This is a genomic window from Caulobacter vibrioides OR37, from assembly GCF_000372645.1.
GTDB lineage: Bacteria > Pseudomonadota > Alphaproteobacteria > Caulobacterales > Caulobacteraceae > Caulobacter > Caulobacter vibrioides_E.
In genome coordinates, this window is record NZ_APMP01000005.1 from 19358 (window position 1) to 34495 (window position 15138).

Consider the following 15138-nt stretch of genomic DNA (forward strand, 5'->3'; position numbering starts at 1 on the left):
GGGGCGCTGGAGGTTCGATGAGCGTGGCGATCGCCGGAACGACGAGGCGGCGGCCCACGCGGCGGGACCTGGCGATCCTGGCCCTGGCGGCCTTGGCCCATGTCGGCGTTCTGACCGCGCTGGTGCTGGACGCCCGCTGGACTCCCGAGATGATCGAGCCGCCGATCATCCAGGCCGAACTGATCCGGCCCGAGATCGCCCAAGCGCCCTCCAGGCCCAGCCCCGAGCAGAAAGGACCACTTCGGCGGACGGATCGCCCGTCGCCGTCGCCCATCCCGGCGGTCCCGTCCGGTCCGGCCGCTCCCCCCGCGCCGACCGGGGTCGTCGCTCCGCCCGGCTTCACCGCCCGCAAGCTGTCCGAGGAAAGCGTTCAGGCCCGGGAAAGCCTGCGTCGGGGCCTTGGATGCCGGCACGAGAAGGTCGTCGGGTTCAATCGCGACCAGAAAAACGCCTGCGCCGAAGCCGACGGCCAGCGTGCGCGGACCGCGCCGATGTACGCGGCCGTCGATCCCGACAAGAAGGCCGCCTTCGACGGCGACTGCGCCAAGGATGACGACTGGTGCCTCTATCGGGTCGGAAAGGGGCCCTATCCAGGCCTCTTCGCCCTGGGCAAAAAGAAGAAGCGCAAGGGCTGGGACGATTAGAACGGGTCAGGTATCCGTCCGAAAGCGCGGGCTCAAAGCGGTAGCTCGGCGCGCTTGACCACCGTGCGCATGGCGATGCTGGACGACACCCGCACGACGCCCGGAATGCGGGTCAGTTCCTGGGCGTGGACGCGCTCCAGATCGTCGACGTCCCGCACCACCAGCCGCAGCAGGTAGTCCGACCCGCCGGTCATCAGATAGCACTCGGCCACCTCGCGAACCGTGGCGATGGCCTTCTCGAAAGCACTGAGCGCCGCCTCGGCCTGCGAGGACAGGGTGACCGTCACGAAGACGCTGAGCGGCAGGCCCACGGCCCGTTCGTCGATCACGGCCGCGTAGCGGCCGATCACCCCCGCCTCCTCCAGAGCCCGCACCCGCCGCAAGCACGCGGACTCGGAAAGATTCACCGCCTCGCCCATTTCAACATAGCTGGCGCGACCGCGTCGCTGCAGCAGGCGGAGAAGCTTCCGATCGAAGCTGTCGAGGTCGACGGACGCTTTCTTCACCAGAACGGCCCTTTTTCGCGGGATTCCTGCATAACACGGTTTGTGTCGCACGAAAAACCCAAGGAACCTGCGAGGTTGGAGGCGTAAACCGGGTTCAAAGCGCTTTTGGAGGAAAGCATCATGCGCGTTGGCGTCCCTTCCGAGATCAAGCCGGGCGAGCACCGGGTCGGCCTGACTCCCACGGCCGTTCGTGAATATGTCGGCCACGGCCACACCGTCCTCGTCCAATCGGGCGCGGGCCTGGGCGCCGGCTATGCCGACGACGTCTATGTCAAGGCGGGCGCGACCATCGCTCCCGACGCCGCCGCGGTCTTCGCCGGCGCGGACATGATCGTGAAGGTCAAGGAACCGCAGAAGGTCGAGTGGGAAAAGCTCGAACCTCGCCACATCCTGTTCACCTACCTCCACCTGGCGCCCGATCCGGCCCAGACCGAAGGCCTGCTGAAAAGCGGCGCGGCCGCCATCGCCTACGAGACCGTCACCGACGCCAAGGGCGGCCTGCCGCTGCTGGCCCCGATGTCGGAAGTGGCCGGCCGGATCGCCGTCTTCTCGGCGGCCGAGACGCTGCTGAAGCACAATGGCGGCATGGGCCTCTTGCTCTGCGGCGTGCCCGGCGTGCCGCCGGCCCGCGTCGCCGTGCTGGGCGGCGGGGTGGTCGGCTCGAACGCCGCCCGCATGGCCGCCGGTCTCGGCGCCGAGGTCGTGGTTCTGGAGCGCTCGATCCCCCGGATGCGCGAACTGGACGACCTCTATCAAGGCCGCATCCTGACCCGCTATTCGACCTTCGCCGCCGTCGAGGAAGAGATCCTCAAGGCCGACGTCGTGATCGGCGCGGTGCTGACAGCCGGCGCCGCCGCCCCCAAGCTGGTGCGCCGCGAGCACCTGAAGCAGATGAAGCCCGGCTCGGTGCTGGTCGACGTCTCGATCGACCAGGGCGGCTGCTTCGAGACCAGCAAGCCGACCACCCACGCCGAGCCGACCTATACGGTCGACGGCGTCGTCCACTACTGCGTGGCCAACATGCCCGGCGCCGCGCCGCGCACCTCGTCGGAAGCCCTCGGCAACGCCACCCTGCCGTTCGGCCTGGCCCTGGCCGACAAGGGTCTGGACGCGCTGAAGACCAATGTCCACCTGGCGCGCGGCCTCAACGTCCTGGCCGGCGAACTGACCCACCCGGCCGTGGCCGAGGCCCTGGGCAAGACCTCGATCGACCCCTACGGCGCCTGGAAGTAGAACTTCGGGGCCAGCTAGAGCGTGAGGCTGAAAGTGGGAACCGGTTTCAGCTTATCTCACGCTCTAAACATTTGATTTAGAGCCTTTTTGACGCCTGAAATCGATTCCGATTTCAGGCTAAAGGCTCCAGACAAAAGAAGGGCGCCGCGCGGGTCTCGCGCGGCGCCCTTTAAGGTTTTGGGAGGGATCGAACGAAAATTCAGGCCGCGAAGCGGGCGATGTCCTGGCGGCTCTCGACCAAGTCCAGGACGTCGCCCATGCGGAAATCCGGGTCGACCGGATGCAAGGCGTCGTAGACCGACCGGGCGAAGGCCAGGTCGGCGGCGGTCTTGACCCGCCAGTCGAGCCGCGACCAGTCCCGAGGCGCCATCAGGTGAGCCTGGCTCCAGCGCTGGGGCCGCTCGCGGATCGCGGCTGTCGGCGAGATGCGGGCCATCGGGTCGCGGGCCTCGGCGGCGGCCTCGCGCAAGGCGCCGACCTTGATCACCTCGACATCGAGACCGGCCGGGAAGCTGCGTTGGACCCGGTTGGAGGTGTAGTCGGCGCCGCTGGCCAGGGCCATCCGGACGGCGTCGTCGATCACGCCGGGGTCCATGAAGGGCGCATCACCCTTCAAACGCACCACGTGGCTGACCGCGCTGATCGCCTCGGCGCAGCGCGCGATGCGGGCCAGAATGTCGGCGCCGGCGCCGCGATGGACGGTGTGGCCGCGCGAGACCAGAAAGCCGGCCAGGGCGTCGTCGGCCCGGTCGGCGCTGGTGGCGACAATGATCTTGGACAGGGTTCGCGCGCCACGCAGGCGCTCCAGCTGGCGCACGATCATCGGTTCGCCCCGCAGCGTGGCCATCGACTTGCCCGGCAAGCGGGTCGACCCCATGCGGGCCTGCAGGACGGCGAGGATCATGACGCGTCTCCCTAGTTTGGGAACAGCCTAGGCGAACTTCTTGAAAGTCAAATGAATCAAAAGCTTACAGGAGATGAATCGACTTGCGCCGCCGGCGGGGCAGGCGCGCGGACGCGCTGGCGACGCACACTGTCGCGTTCGATTCTAGCGGTTGGTCAGGCGACCCAACGTCGCGGGTCCAGCGCGACGGGATCGTCGATCGCCATCTCGTCCCAGTCCAGGTCCGGCGGCGGGCTGGACGCGGCGGCGACCACGGCCGACAGTTCGGCGGCCGAGTTGACGCCGACGATCACGGCCGAGCCCTCGGGTCGCGACAGGGCGAAGCCCAGGGCGGCCTGCAGCGGGTCCGAACGGCCCTCGGCGATCATCCGGCGCACCCGCGACAGGCGTCCCGAGGCGCCCTTCAACTGGGCCGGGACGCGATCGGGCGGCAGGAAGAGCAGACCGTTCAGGAAGATCGAGCGCAGGTGCACCTCGACGCCCATGCCGGCGATGCGTTGCAACGAGCCGTCGGCCAGCAGGCGCTGGTCGAGCAGGCTGGCCGGGGCCTGAAGAATGTCGGGCTTGAAGCGCCGGGCGACGCCGACGGGATCGTCGGTGGCATGGGCGGAGACGCCGATCTTGGCGAACAGGCCCTGGTCCTTCAGCCGATGTAGACGGTCCCATAGCGCCGGACCATGGGGACCGCAGAGCTCCGCCGGCGAGTGGACGATGATGGCGTCGGCGCGTTCGACGCCCAGGCGGCGCAAGGTCGCGCGGGCCTCGGTCTCGACGAAGTCGGCGCCGCGATCGGCGCGGGCGGCGGCCAGGCAGACGCGGAACGGCGTCGGACGCGGAATCAGGTCGCCCACCAGCGTCTCGGCGCGGGCGAACAGGCCGGAGGCGTCGAGCACCGACAGGCGCGCGCGGGCGGCGATGTTCAGGATGTCGCGCGCCTCGGCTTCGGGCGAGCGACCGCGCGGCGCCGACGAACTTCCGCCGTCGAGGCCGAACTGGGCCGCGGCCAGACCGAGTTTTGAGACCGAAATGGACATCGCCATCCGTGCGCGAACACAACAACAGATCGCGACGTTACGCGCCAAGGTTTGAACATCCGGTTTCTGGAAACTTGCCGAGGCGTTAATGTCGCCCCGATGACTTCAAACCGCTCCGACGGCGCCTGGCCGATGCATGGAATGGCCGACGACGCCCGTCCCGCCTTGGCGGAGGCCCTTTCGCGCGGCCCCGCCGCCTTGGCCACCATCGTCGCCTTGGGCGACGGCGGGCCTCGCCCGGTCGGGACCCAGATGGTCTTCGGCGACGGAATTGTTTCCGGCTTCTTGTCCGGCGGCTGCATCGAGGCCGATGTCGAGCGCCACGCGCGAGCCTGTCTGGCCGACGGCCAGCCCCGCCGCCTCGTCTATGGCGAGGGCAGTCCGTGGCCCGATATTCGTCTGCTGTGCGGCGCGCGGATCGAGATCCTGGCGGAGCGGATCGCGCCGGACGACCCGGCCGTCCGAGTCCTGCTGGACCTGGCCACGTGCCGGGCGCCCGCCTTCTGGGTGACGGATGGCGCGCGCCGGCTATGCGCCGAGACGCCGCAAGTCGTCTGGCCCGGCGCGTTCGAGCGCGCCTACGATCCCGCGCCCCGGCTGATCGTGCTGGGCGGCGATCCAACGGCGCTGGCGGTGGCCAGCCTTGGCGCGCAATCGGGTTTCGAGACGGTGCTGGTCCGTCCCAAGGGACCGGTCGATCCGCCGCCGCTGCCTGGCGTCGCCTATCGCCGCGAAGACGCGGCGACGGCGCTGGCGGCGATCGGGCTCGACGCCTGGACCGCCGTCGCCGTCTGCGGACATGACCTGGAGCTGGACCACGTGGCCCTGATGACGGCCCTGCCCTCGCCCGCGCCCTATGTCGGATTGCTGGGCGCGCGACGGCGGCTGCCCGAGCGGCTGGCGCGGCTGAAAGCGGCGGGGCTGACGGACCGCCACCTGGCCAAGCTCCGCGCCCCGATCGGCCTGGACCTGGGCGGCAAGGCGCCGTTCGAGGTGGCGGTCTCGGTCATCGGCGAGATCATGGCCGCCCGGCACACGGAAAAACCCTAGCGGGCGGCATGTTTGGGGCTGGGGGTGTTAGGCGGGCGCCGTCTCCGCGGAGAAGGCCGCCAAGTCCTCGAGCAGGGACTTGACCGCGCGATCGACCAGCTCGCCGCCCTTCTCGGGCGTCGCCTGCGCGGGGTCGGAGCCCATACGGCCGTCGGCGTAGCGGGCGCGGAAATCCAGGGCTTCGCGGATCGGGCCGGTCGGGGCGATCTGGGGCGAATAGGCCGCCGTCTTGATCCTCTCCGGATAGGCCCACTGGGTGACGGCGATCTCCGACGGCGTGGCGTGGCTGCCATGGCCGGTCGGAAACTGGCGGTTGGCCAGAGCGTTGACGCCGGCCAGATCCCACCAGTTCTTCAGCTTCAGGGCGAACGGCGCGCGCTGCTGGCGGAAGCTGTAGTCGGCGTAGATCTCCGAGAACGCGGCCTCGATCGAGGCGACATTGCCGCCGTGGCCGTTCAGGAAATAGATGCGCGTGAAGCCGTGGGCGCTCAGCGACCGCACCCAGTCGCCGATCGCGGCGATGAAGGTGGACGGGCGCAGGAAGATCGTGCCCGGAAAGGCCAAGTGATGCTGGGCCATGCCGATATTGAAGGTCGGCGCGACCAGGATCTTGTCCGCCGCCCGCTTGCTGGCCTCGTGCGCGATGATCTCCGGGCAAAGCCAGTCGGTGCCCAGCAGACCGGTCGGGCCGTGCTGCTCGTTCGAACCGATCGGAACCACCACGCTGGTGCTGGTCTTCAGGCGCTCTTCGATTTCGGGCCAGGCGGACAGGGCCAACAGCATGGGACGCTCCTTGGAAAGTCCGGACCCTTTACGCCCAAACCCAAAGCGAGCCGACCCCAAAATGTCACACTTGCGTCCGACGCCGTCGCGGCGTCATGTTGCGGCATAAGCCGGTTCGCCGGTCGAGGAGGAAAGCAATGGCCGATCCTGGCCATGCCGAGAAGGTCCTGTCGGTGCTGCGCGACGGCGCGGCCACGCCGCTGGCCGCCTCGTGGCGTCGCAGCCTGACCCAGCACCACCTCGACCCCGAAAACCGCAAGCCGCCCGAAATTCTCTCCGAGGCCGAGTTGCGCGCGGCCCAGGACCAGATGGGATCGCTGCTGGCCGCGGCCCAGGACAATCTCGACGCCCTTTTCCAGGCGGTCGGCGACGGGGGCTGCTGCGTGCTGCTAACCAATGCCGAGGGCGTTCCGGTCGATCGCCGAGGCGTGGCCGCCGACGATCCGGTGTTTCGCCGCTGGGGCCTTTGGAATGGCGCCATGTGGAGCGAGGCGCGCGAGGGCACCAACGGCATCGGCACCTGCATCGCCGAGCAGCGCGTGCTGACCATCCATCGCGACCAACATTTCCACACGCGCAATATCGGCCTGTCCTGCACGGTCGCGCCGCTGTTCGACGCCGCGGGCCGGCTGGCCGGGGCGCTGGACGTCTCCTCCTGCCGCCCGGGCCTCGAGGGGCTCACGGGCTTGGTCGAGCGGGCGGTCACCGACGCCGCCCGCCGCATCGAGGCGCGCGCTTTTCGCGAGGCTTTCCCGAAGGCGCGGATCGTGCTCCTGCCCGACGCGGGCGCCGACCGAGCCTCGACGCCGATGCTGGCGGTGGACGGCGACGACCTGGTCATCGGCGCCAGCCGCGCGGCGCGCATCGCCCTGAAGCTGACCGACGAAGCCCTGCGCAAGGGTCTTCCGTCGCCCGACCGCACCGCCGACCTCAACGAAGCGGAACGCGCCGCCGTCCGCCGAGCCCTGACCCAGACCGGCGGCAACGTGTCGGCCGCGGCGGCGGTCTTGGGCCTGTCCCGCGCCACGCTGAATCGCAAGCTCAAACGCCTGGACCTGGTGCGCGGGCGGGAATTCCACTGAACCTGTCTCGAATGTGAGACAGTTCGGAGAGGCGCGGGCTTCGACCCCGGCGCCGACCTTCGACCGACGACGCCAAACTCGCTTCCAACAGACGCCGATCATTGGCGCCCGGAGGAAGCCCATGACCAAGCCCGAATTCATCGAGTCCCTGTCGCGTCCGCCGTTCAAGGCCCGCTACGACAACTTCATCGGCGGCCAGTGGGTCGCGCCGGCCGATGGCCGCTATTTCGACAACAGCTCGCCGATCCACGGCCGCAAGATCTGCGAGATCGCACGGTCGCAGGCCGTCGATATCGAGCGCGCCCTGGACGCCGCCCACGCCGCCAAGGCCGCCTGGGCCAAGACCAGCGCCACCGACCGCTCGCGCATCCTGCTGCGCATCGCCGACCGCATGGAAGAGAATCTCGAGGTCCTGGCCACCGCCGAGACCTGGGACAACGGCAAGCCCATTCGCGAGACCATGGCCGCCGACATCCCGCTGGCCATCGACCACTTCCGCTACTTCGCCGGTTGCCTGCGCTCGCAGGAAGGCTCGATCTCGGAGATCGACCACGACACCATCGCCTACCACTTCCACGAGCCGCTGGGCGTGGTCGGCCAGATCATTCCGTGGAACTTCCCGCTGCTGATGGCTTGCTGGAAGCTTGCGCCGGCCCTGGCGGCCGGCAACTGCGTGGTGCTGAAGCCCGCCGAACAGACCCCAGCCTCGATCATGGTCTGGGCGGAGCTGATCGGCGACCTGCTGCCGGCCGGCGTGCTGAACATCGTCAACGGCTTCGGGGTCGAGGCCGGCAAGCCGCTGGCGTCCAGCCCGCGCATCGCCAAGATCGCCTTCACCGGCGAGACCTCGACCGGCCGGCTGATCATGCAGTACGCCAGCCAGAACCTGATCCCGGTGACCCTGGAACTGGGCGGCAAATCGCCGAACATCTTCTTCGACGACGTGGCGCGCGAGGACGACGACTACCTGGACAAGGCGCTTGAGGGCTTCACCATGTTCGCCCTGAACCAGGGCGAGGTCTGCACCTGCCCCAGCCGGGCGCTGGTCCAGGAGTCGATCTACGAGAAATTCATGGAAAGGGCGCTCAAGCGCGTCCAGGCCGTGGTCCAGGGCAGCCCGCTGGATCCCGCCACCATGATCGGCGCTCAGGCCTCCGAGGAGCAGCTGAACAAGATTCTCGGCTATATGGACATCGGCCGCAATGAAGGCGCCAAGCTGCTGACCGGCGGCAAGCGCACGATCCTGCCGGGCCAACTGGCCGACGGCTACTATGTCGAGCCGACCGTGTTCGAGGGCCACAACAAGATGCGGATCTTCCAGGAGGAGATCTTCGGCCCGGTCCTGGCCGTCACGACCTTCAAGACCGAGGAAGAAGCCCTGGCGATCGCCAACGACACCGCCTTCGGCCTCGGCGCCGGCGTATGGAGCCGCGACGCCAACCGCTGCTACCGCTTCGGGCGGGGCATCGAGGCCGGCCGCGTGTGGACCAACTGCTATCACGCCTATCCGGCCCATGCGGCCTTCGGCGGCTACAAGCAGTCGGGCGTGGGCCGCGAGACCCACAAGATGATGCTGGACCACTATCAGCAGACCAAGAACATGCTGGTCAGCTACAGCGCCAAGGCCCTCGGCTTCTTCTGATCCCGCGCGAAACCCGACGCCGGCCGTTCGACGCGAGAAACCTTATTGGTCTTCTTGCGTCGGGCGGTTGGCTTCGCCTAATTCCGCGCCAATAATAAAAGGGAGTAGCGCAGGTGAGCGACGGTATGCTGTTTCCGGTTCCTAAGGCCTGGGCGGAGCGCGCCCATGTTAACGCCGAGGCCCTGGCGGCCGCGCGCCGTCGCGCCGACGAAGATCCGCATGGCTATTGGAAGGATCTGGCCGGGCGTCTGGACTGGATCACCCCGCCCACCAAGATCAAGGACGTCTCTCTCCGGACCGAGGATTTCCGCATCCGCTGGTACGAGGACGGCGTCCTCAACGTCTCGGCCAACTGCATCGACCGCCACCTGCGCCACCGCGCCAACGATGTGGCGTTGATCTGGGAAGGCGACGACCCGGCCGCCTCGCGCAAGATCACCTATGCCGAGCTGCACGAGCAGGTCTGCCGGATGGCCAACGTGTTCAAGGCCCAGGGCGTGACCAAGGGCGACCGGGTGACGATCTATCTGCCGATGATCCCCGAGGCCGCCTACGCCATGCTGGCCTGCGCGCGGATCGGCGCCGTCCATTCGGTGGTGTTCGCCGGCTTCTCCCCCGACAGCCTGTCAGGCCGCATCAACGACTGCGACTCCAAGCTGGTCATCACCGCCGACGAGGGCGTGCGCGGCGGCAAGCGGATTCCTTTGAAAGCCAATGTGGACGCCGCCCTGGCCCATTGTCCGGGCGTTGAAAAGGTGCTGGTCGTCACCCGCACGGGCGCCCACGTGCCCCTGACCGCCGGCCGCGACATCATCTACGAACACGCCGCCGCCAAGGCCTCGATCCATTGCGCGCCCGAGCCGATGAACGCCGAGGACCCGCTGTTCATCCTCTACACCTCGGGCTCGACGGGCAAACCCAAGGGCGTACTGCACACGACCGGCGGCTATCTGGTCTGGGCCAGCTGGACCCATGAGGCGGTGTTCGACTACCGGCCCGGCGAGGTCTACTGGTGCACGGCCGACATCGGCTGGGTCACCGGCCACACCTACATCGTCTATGGCCCGCTCGCGAACGGCGCGACCAGCGTGATGTTCGAGGGCGTGCCGAACTATCCCTGCAACAGCCGGTTCTGGCAGGTGATCGACAAGCACAAGGTCGAGATCTTCTACACCGCCCCGACGGCCCTGCGCGCTTTGATGCGCGAAGGCGAGGCGCCGGTCGAGCGGACCTCGCGCGCCTCGCTGCGCCTGCTGGGCAGCGTGGGCGAGCCGATCAATCCCGAGGCCTGGCTCTGGTATCACCGCGTGGTCGGCGAGAGCCGCTGCCCCATCGTCGACACCTGGTGGCAGACCGAGACGGGTGGAACACTGATGACTCCGCTGCCCGGCGCCGACGCGCTGAAGCCCGGTTCGGCCTGCGGTCCGATGCCGGGCGTCAAGCCCGAGCTGGTCGACGCCGAAGGGGTCGTGCTGGAAGGCGCGACCGAGGGCAACCTCGTCCTGACCGACAGCTGGCCGGGCCAGATGCGCACGGTCTATGGCGACCATCAGCGGTTCATCGAGACCTATTTCACGACCTATCCCGGCAAGTACTTCACCGGCGACGGCTGCCGGCGGGACGCCGACGGCTACTACTGGATCACCGGCCGCGTCGACGACGTGCTCAACGTCTCCGGCCACCGCCTGGGCACGGCCGAGGTCGAGAGCGCCCTGGTCGCGCACCCCCGGGTCGCCGAGGCCGCGGTCGTCGGCTATCCGCACCCGATCAAGGGCCAGGGCATCTATTGCTACGTCACCCTCAACGCGGGCGTCGAGGCGTCGGAAAGCCTGCGCAAGGAGCTGATCGATTGGGTCCGCCGCGAGATCGGACCGATCGCCACGCCGGACGTCATCCAGTGGGCGCCGGGCCTGCCAAAGACCCGCTCGGGCAAGATCATGCGCCGCATCCTGCGCAAGATCGCCGAAAACGAGCTGGAGAACCTGGGCGACACCTCGACCCTGGCCGATCCGTCGGTGGTCGACGACCTGGTGAAAAACCGCGCGGGCGCCTGACGAAAGCCACACCGGCGCGTTAGCCTCCAGGTAATGCGCCGGTTGGTCTCCCTTCTCGTCCTGCTCGTCCTCGCCCAACCCGCGGAGGCGGCCAGCGAATTCGCGGTGAAGGACGACGGCGTCGCGGTCGAGGCCCATGCCGACGACCAGGGCCGGGGCGTGGTCCACGCCAGCATCGATATCGCCGCCCCGCCGGCGGTCGTGTTCCGCATCATCCTCGACTGCGATCGGGCCGCCCGGATGAGTCCGGGCGTCAAACACTGCCGCGTCGTCTCGCGCGCGCCGGACGGGACCGAGATCCGCGAGCACGCGGTCAAGTGGACCTTCTTCATGCCCACCCTACGCTCGACCTCGCGCGTGACGCTGGAGCCCGACCGGCGGGTCGGATTCACCTGCATCGGCGGCGACATCCGCGCCTGCGAGGGAAGCTGGACGCTGGAGCCCCTCGACGGCGGCGCGCGCACGCGGGTCACCTACGATCTGTGGGCCACCGCCCCCTTCGCGGTTCCAGCCCGCCTGATCAGCGGCATGATGCGCCGCGACGTCCCCGCCTCGCTGAAGGCCCTGCGGCGCGAGTGCGAAGCCGGATGAGCCCCGACGGCCTTATGCTGTTCGATGGCGTCTGCCACCTGTGCGACGGCGCGGTCCGGACCGTTCTGCGGCTGGACCGCGCGGGCGTCGTCCGCTTCACGCCGATCCTTTCACCCTACGGCCGGAAGCTCGCCTTGACCCACGGCCTGGACCCCAACGCGCCCGAGAGTTTCCTATTCTTCGATCGCGGTCGCCCGCTGACCAAGACCGCCGCCGTCGCCGCGCTGTTGCGCAGACTGCCCGCGCCGTGGCGTTGGCTGGCCGTCGTCGACCGCCTGCCGCGCGGTCCCGCCGACGCCGCCTATGACTGGATCGCGGCCAACCGCTATCGGCTTCTGGGGAAGAGGGATCGCTGCCGGGTCCCGACGGACGAGCAACGAGCGCGGTTCATCCTGGACTAGAAAAGCCCGGCCAAGGCCTCGGCGCTGTAGGGTTTCTGCAGCACGGGCGCGTCCTTGAAGCGGTCGGGAAACGCCGCGCTGTCGCCAAAGCCGGTGCCGAAGGCGAACGGCACGCCGGCGTCTTGCAGGGCCTTCGCGATCGGGAAGCTGGTCTCGTGACCCAGATTGACGTCCAGGATGGCGAAGGGCGGCATGTCCTCGGCCAGGGCGTCCAGGGCCTGCGCCACGCTGGAGGCCAGGGTGATCGACTTGACCCCCAGCCGGGTCAGCATGTCTTCGAGATCCAGCGCGATGATCATGTTGTCCTCGACCACCAGCATCCGATCGGGCGCCCGCACCGGCGTCTCGGCGCGCCGCGCCGGCTTCACGGTCGCGACCACGCCCTCGCTGGTGACATAGCGGCCTGGGATGCGGATTCGGGCCTGGAAGCCCTCGGGCCGGTAATCGAGGCTGACCTCGCCATTCAGGTCATGCGGGATCGAGTGCTCGATGATGGTCGAGCCGAAGCCCCTCCGGGTCGGCGGTTTGACGGGCGGGCCGTCCCGCTCGCGCCAATCGATGATCAGGTCGCCCTTGGCGTCGCGGGTCCAGTCGATCCCGACCTGGCCGCGCTGGTCGCAAAGGGCGCCGTATTTCGCCGAGTTGGTCATCAGCTCGTGGATGACCAACGACAGGATCGAAAACGCGTCCGGCGCCAGGGCGATCGGCGCGCCGGTCAGCGTCACGCGCTCGGCCTTGTTCGACAGATAGGCCTCGGCCTCGGCGGTGATCAGATCGCTGAGCGCCCCCGGCCCCCATTGATGACGGGTGATCTGATCATGGGCGCGGGCCAGGGCCTGGACCCGCCCGCCGACCACCTCGGCGAACTCCTCGACGCTGGCGACGCCGGAGCGGGTCTGACTAATCAGACCACGGATCAAACCCAGGATGTTGCGCACCCGGTGATTCAGTTCGGCGATCAGCAGTTCCTGACGCTGGTTTGGCGCGCTGGCGCTCCTCGTCGGCCAGATCGGTCAGCCGGAAGACGATCTCCAGAAGGCTGGCGCGCATACTCTCGGCCAGAGATCTCTCGACCACGGTCCACGGCCGGCTCTGGCCGCGCGTGGTCTCTTCCCAAGCCTCGAAGCTCTTGCGCGGCGTCAGGCGGTCGCCAAGCGGTCCGACCTGAACCAGCTTGGCCGGCTGGCCCGCCCAAACCACCGTCTGAGCCTCTTCCTTGCGAAAGAAGATCATGTAGTCGCGGGGGGCGCGAGACAGCGGCACGGCCATCATGCCGGCGGCCTTTGCGGCCCAGGCCGCCGCCGAGGGCATCAGAGCGCTGATCTCGCTGGTCGCGAAGACCGCGTGGGTGTCCTTCTCCCTCAGCAGACGGATCAGGCTATGGACGTCGCTGGCGTCAGGGGTGGAATCGCGCAGGGTCAGCCGCCCCTCGAGCCACAGGGCCAGACCGTCGCAGTGCACGAGACGACACAGATCGTCGAGATAGGGACTGAGGCTGTCGGCGCCCTGGTTGGCCTTGACCACCGCATTCATCATGCGGTCGTGCAGATTGCGGGCCTCGGCCAGGCGCCGGGTCTCGACCTCGCGTTCGCGGCTTTCCAGGGTCAGGGAAAACAGCTGGCCGAAAAGTTCGGCGGCCGTGCGGCGCTCATAGCTGATGTGCTTGGGCGCGTAGTGGTGGCAGGCGAACAGACCCCACAGCTTGCCGTCGCGCAGGATCGAGATCGACAGCGAGGCCGCCACCCCCATGTTGCGCAGATACTCGATGTGGATCGGCGAGACGGCGCGTAACATGCTCATGGACAGGTCCACCGGTTCGCCCGAGACGCTGACCTCGGGGACGATCGGCGAAACCTGGGCGTCGACATCGGCGATGATGCGCAGCCAGTTGCGTTCGTAGAGAGCGCGGGCCTGGACCGGAATGTCCGACGCCGGATAGCGCTGCCCAAGGAAGGAGCCGATGCCGGGCCGAACCGACTCGGCGATCACCTCTCCGGCCCCGTCGTGGCCGAAGCGATAGATCATCACCCGGTCGAACTCGGTCAGGGCCCGGACCTGACGGGCGGCCTCGTGGCAGAAGCCCTCGAAGTCGGGCCGCGCGACGATGCGCGCGGTCATTGAACGCACGGCCGAGGCGGCCTCGATCAGGGCGTCGGCAAGGCTGGGCTCGCCCTCGATGATCAGCAGGCGACCGGAATAGTGCAGGGCCAGATCGAAGTCCTCGCCGCCGTCGGTCAGCGGCACGCCGAACATCCGCTCGACCGCGTCGGCGCCGCGCAACACCTGCAAGCGCCCCCGGATCGCGTGGATGGCGTGGCCGCTCATCACCTGGGTCAACGGCTTGTCCAGCACGTCAGCAGGCGCCAAGCCCAGATAGCGCAGGGTCGAGGTCGAGGCGTGAACGATCACCCAGTCGGAATTGACGGCCAGCAGGAAGCCGAACGGCTGCACCGACCCGAGAATATGGATCGGTTCGCGATCGCAGTTCGTCAGGTCGACCTCAAACCCGGTCATGGACGACGGTTCGGACATTCAGACCCTGGGGCGAGGGGACAATCTCGAACGCATCCGAGAAACGGTTAAAGCCATATCGCGCGCCGGCCTGGATGGCGTCTGTCCGCGACCCGACTTTGGGTATGCTCTCCAGCCATGTAAGGAAATCGCGCCAGAGCGGCCGACCCTGACCGTGGGTCAGATAGGCTAGCGGGGGACCATCCATGGCGCCGCGCGCCTGCCGCGCCAGGACGCGAGCGCCCAGACGCGAACCTTCCAGGGTGTAGAGCAGCCCGGCGCCGAAGTCCGGCGAGGGCACGAAGGCCGGCTCGAAGACGGGGACCTCCACGCCTAGAACGGCGAGATCGGCCGCCAGGGCGTCCCGCCGCGCGCGAACCGGCCAGTCCGGCAGCCAAGTCTGGACGCCGGCCCGCTCCAGAGCCAGCTCCAGCGGCGTCAGGGCGATCGCGGAGGCGAGCAGGAAAGCGGCGTAGCCGGCGGGCGTTTCAATCCGCCAGCCCGCGACCCTGGCGTCGAGGATCGCGTGATCTTGCGCGGTGGCCTCGCGCAGTCGGCCTCTCAGAGACGATTCGGACACTTTCCCCCCGGGCGTATCGGACCCTGCGGGGATGCTGGGGCGAGACAACTGTTCCTAATGCGGATAGCGCCGTTCGGTTCCGCCCAAGCATGACGGTTCGGTAAGGTTTACCCAAAAGTCGCA

14 protein-coding genes and 1 pseudogene are annotated in these 15138 nt (G+C 68.4%); 8 read left to right on the top strand and 7 right to left on the bottom strand.

All coding sequences use genetic code 11. The features are described 5' to 3' along the window. The first annotated feature begins 17 nt into the window (after nt 1-17). A complete protein-coding gene (locus OR37_RS06130; RefSeq protein ID WP_004617095.1) occupies nt 18-644 on the top strand; it encodes a hypothetical protein in 627 nt (208 codons plus the stop codon). 32 nt (nt 645-676) lie between these two features. On the opposite strand, the gene OR37_RS06135 is transcribed toward OR37_RS06130, so the two are convergent. Beyond that, a complete protein-coding gene (locus tag OR37_RS06135; protein WP_004617097.1) occupies nt 677-1150 on the bottom strand; it encodes an Lrp/AsnC family transcriptional regulator in 474 nt (157 codons plus the stop codon). 120 nt (nt 1151-1270) lie between these two features. On the opposite strand from OR37_RS06135, the gene ald reads away from it, so the two are divergent. Further along, nucleotides 1271-2383 (top strand): alanine dehydrogenase, encoded by a 1113-nt coding sequence (ald, locus tag OR37_RS06140; protein ID WP_004617098.1) that lies wholly within the window; start codon nt 1271-1273, stop codon nt 2381-2383. A gap of 199 nt (nt 2384-2582) precedes the next feature. On the opposite strand, the gene OR37_RS06145 is transcribed toward ald, so the two are convergent. Both OR37_RS06145 and OR37_RS06150 read right to left on the bottom strand, forming a co-directional pair. Beyond that, nucleotides 2583-3287 (bottom strand): glycosyltransferase family protein, encoded by a 705-nt coding sequence (locus OR37_RS06145; RefSeq protein WP_004617100.1) that lies wholly within the window; start codon nt 3285-3287, stop codon nt 2583-2585. 155 nt (nt 3288-3442) lie between these two features. Continuing rightward, the gene (locus OR37_RS06150) at nt 3443-4321 is read right to left on the bottom strand and encodes a bifunctional regulator KidO (RefSeq protein ID WP_004617102.1); all 879 of its coding nucleotides are present in this window, start codon (nt 4319-4321) and stop codon (nt 3443-3445) included. Here OR37_RS06150 and OR37_RS06155 point away from each other — a divergent pair. Then, nucleotides 4314-5371: pseudogene (locus tag OR37_RS06155) on the top strand (XdhC family protein). The gene OR37_RS06150 and the pseudogene OR37_RS06155 sit on opposite strands and share 8 nt — an antisense overlap. Nucleotides 5372-5398: 27 nt before the next feature. Here OR37_RS06155 and OR37_RS06160 read toward each other — a convergent pair. Next, nucleotides 5399-6154 carry a creatininase family protein gene (locus OR37_RS06160; RefSeq protein WP_004617107.1) on the bottom strand — a complete coding sequence of 252 codons (756 nt, stop codon included), beginning with the start codon at nt 6152-6154 and terminating at the stop codon, nt 5399-5401. 137 nt (nt 6155-6291) lie between these two features. On the opposite strand from OR37_RS06160, the gene OR37_RS06165 reads away from it, so the two are divergent. From OR37_RS06165 to OR37_RS06185, 5 genes are all read left to right on the top strand, one after another. Continuing rightward, nucleotides 6292-7236 (top strand): GAF domain-containing protein, encoded by a 945-nt coding sequence (locus tag OR37_RS06165; RefSeq protein ID WP_004617109.1) that lies wholly within the window; start codon nt 6292-6294, stop codon nt 7234-7236. Between the two features lie 121 nt (nt 7237-7357). Further along, nucleotides 7358-8878 carry an aldehyde dehydrogenase gene (adh, locus tag OR37_RS06170; protein ID WP_004617110.1) on the top strand — a complete coding sequence of 507 codons (1521 nt, stop codon included), beginning with the start codon at nt 7358-7360 and terminating at the stop codon, nt 8876-8878. A 125-nt stretch (nt 8879-9003) separates the two neighbouring features. Then, entirely contained in the window at nt 9004-10932 is a 1929-nt protein-coding gene (gene acs, locus OR37_RS06175; protein ID WP_004617112.1) for an acetate--CoA ligase, read from the top strand. A 33-nt stretch (nt 10933-10965) separates the two neighbouring features. Further along, nucleotides 10966-11523 (top strand): SRPBCC family protein, encoded by a 558-nt coding sequence (locus tag OR37_RS06180; protein WP_004617113.1) that lies wholly within the window; start codon nt 10966-10968, stop codon nt 11521-11523. Beyond that, a complete protein-coding gene (locus tag OR37_RS06185; protein ID WP_004617114.1) occupies nt 11520-11924 on the top strand; it encodes a thiol-disulfide oxidoreductase DCC family protein in 405 nt (134 codons plus the stop codon). Before OR37_RS06180 ends, OR37_RS06185 begins: the two co-directional genes overlap by 4 nt. Here the strand turns inward: OR37_RS06185 and OR37_RS21960 are convergent. The 3 genes from OR37_RS21960 to OR37_RS06195 are packed head-to-tail and all read right to left on the bottom strand — an operon-like array spanning nt 11921 to nt 15015. Continuing rightward, the gene (locus OR37_RS21960) at nt 11921-12862 is read right to left on the bottom strand and encodes an HWE histidine kinase domain-containing protein (RefSeq protein WP_004617117.1); all 942 of its coding nucleotides are present in this window, start codon (nt 12860-12862) and stop codon (nt 11921-11923) included. The two genes, OR37_RS06185 and OR37_RS21960, sit on opposite strands and share 4 nt — an antisense overlap. Further along, a complete protein-coding gene (locus OR37_RS21965; protein WP_200864125.1) occupies nt 12825-14438 on the bottom strand; it encodes a GAF domain-containing protein in 1614 nt (537 codons plus the stop codon). Before OR37_RS21965 ends, OR37_RS21960 begins: the two co-directional genes overlap by 38 nt. Beyond that, on the bottom strand, nt 14425-15015 hold the full coding sequence (locus OR37_RS06195) for a biliverdin-producing heme oxygenase (RefSeq protein ID WP_004617121.1): 591 nt from the start codon (nt 15013-15015) through the stop codon (nt 14425-14427). The genes OR37_RS21965 and OR37_RS06195 overlap by 14 nt, the downstream gene beginning before the upstream one ends. Nucleotides 15016-15138 lie beyond the last annotated feature (123 nt).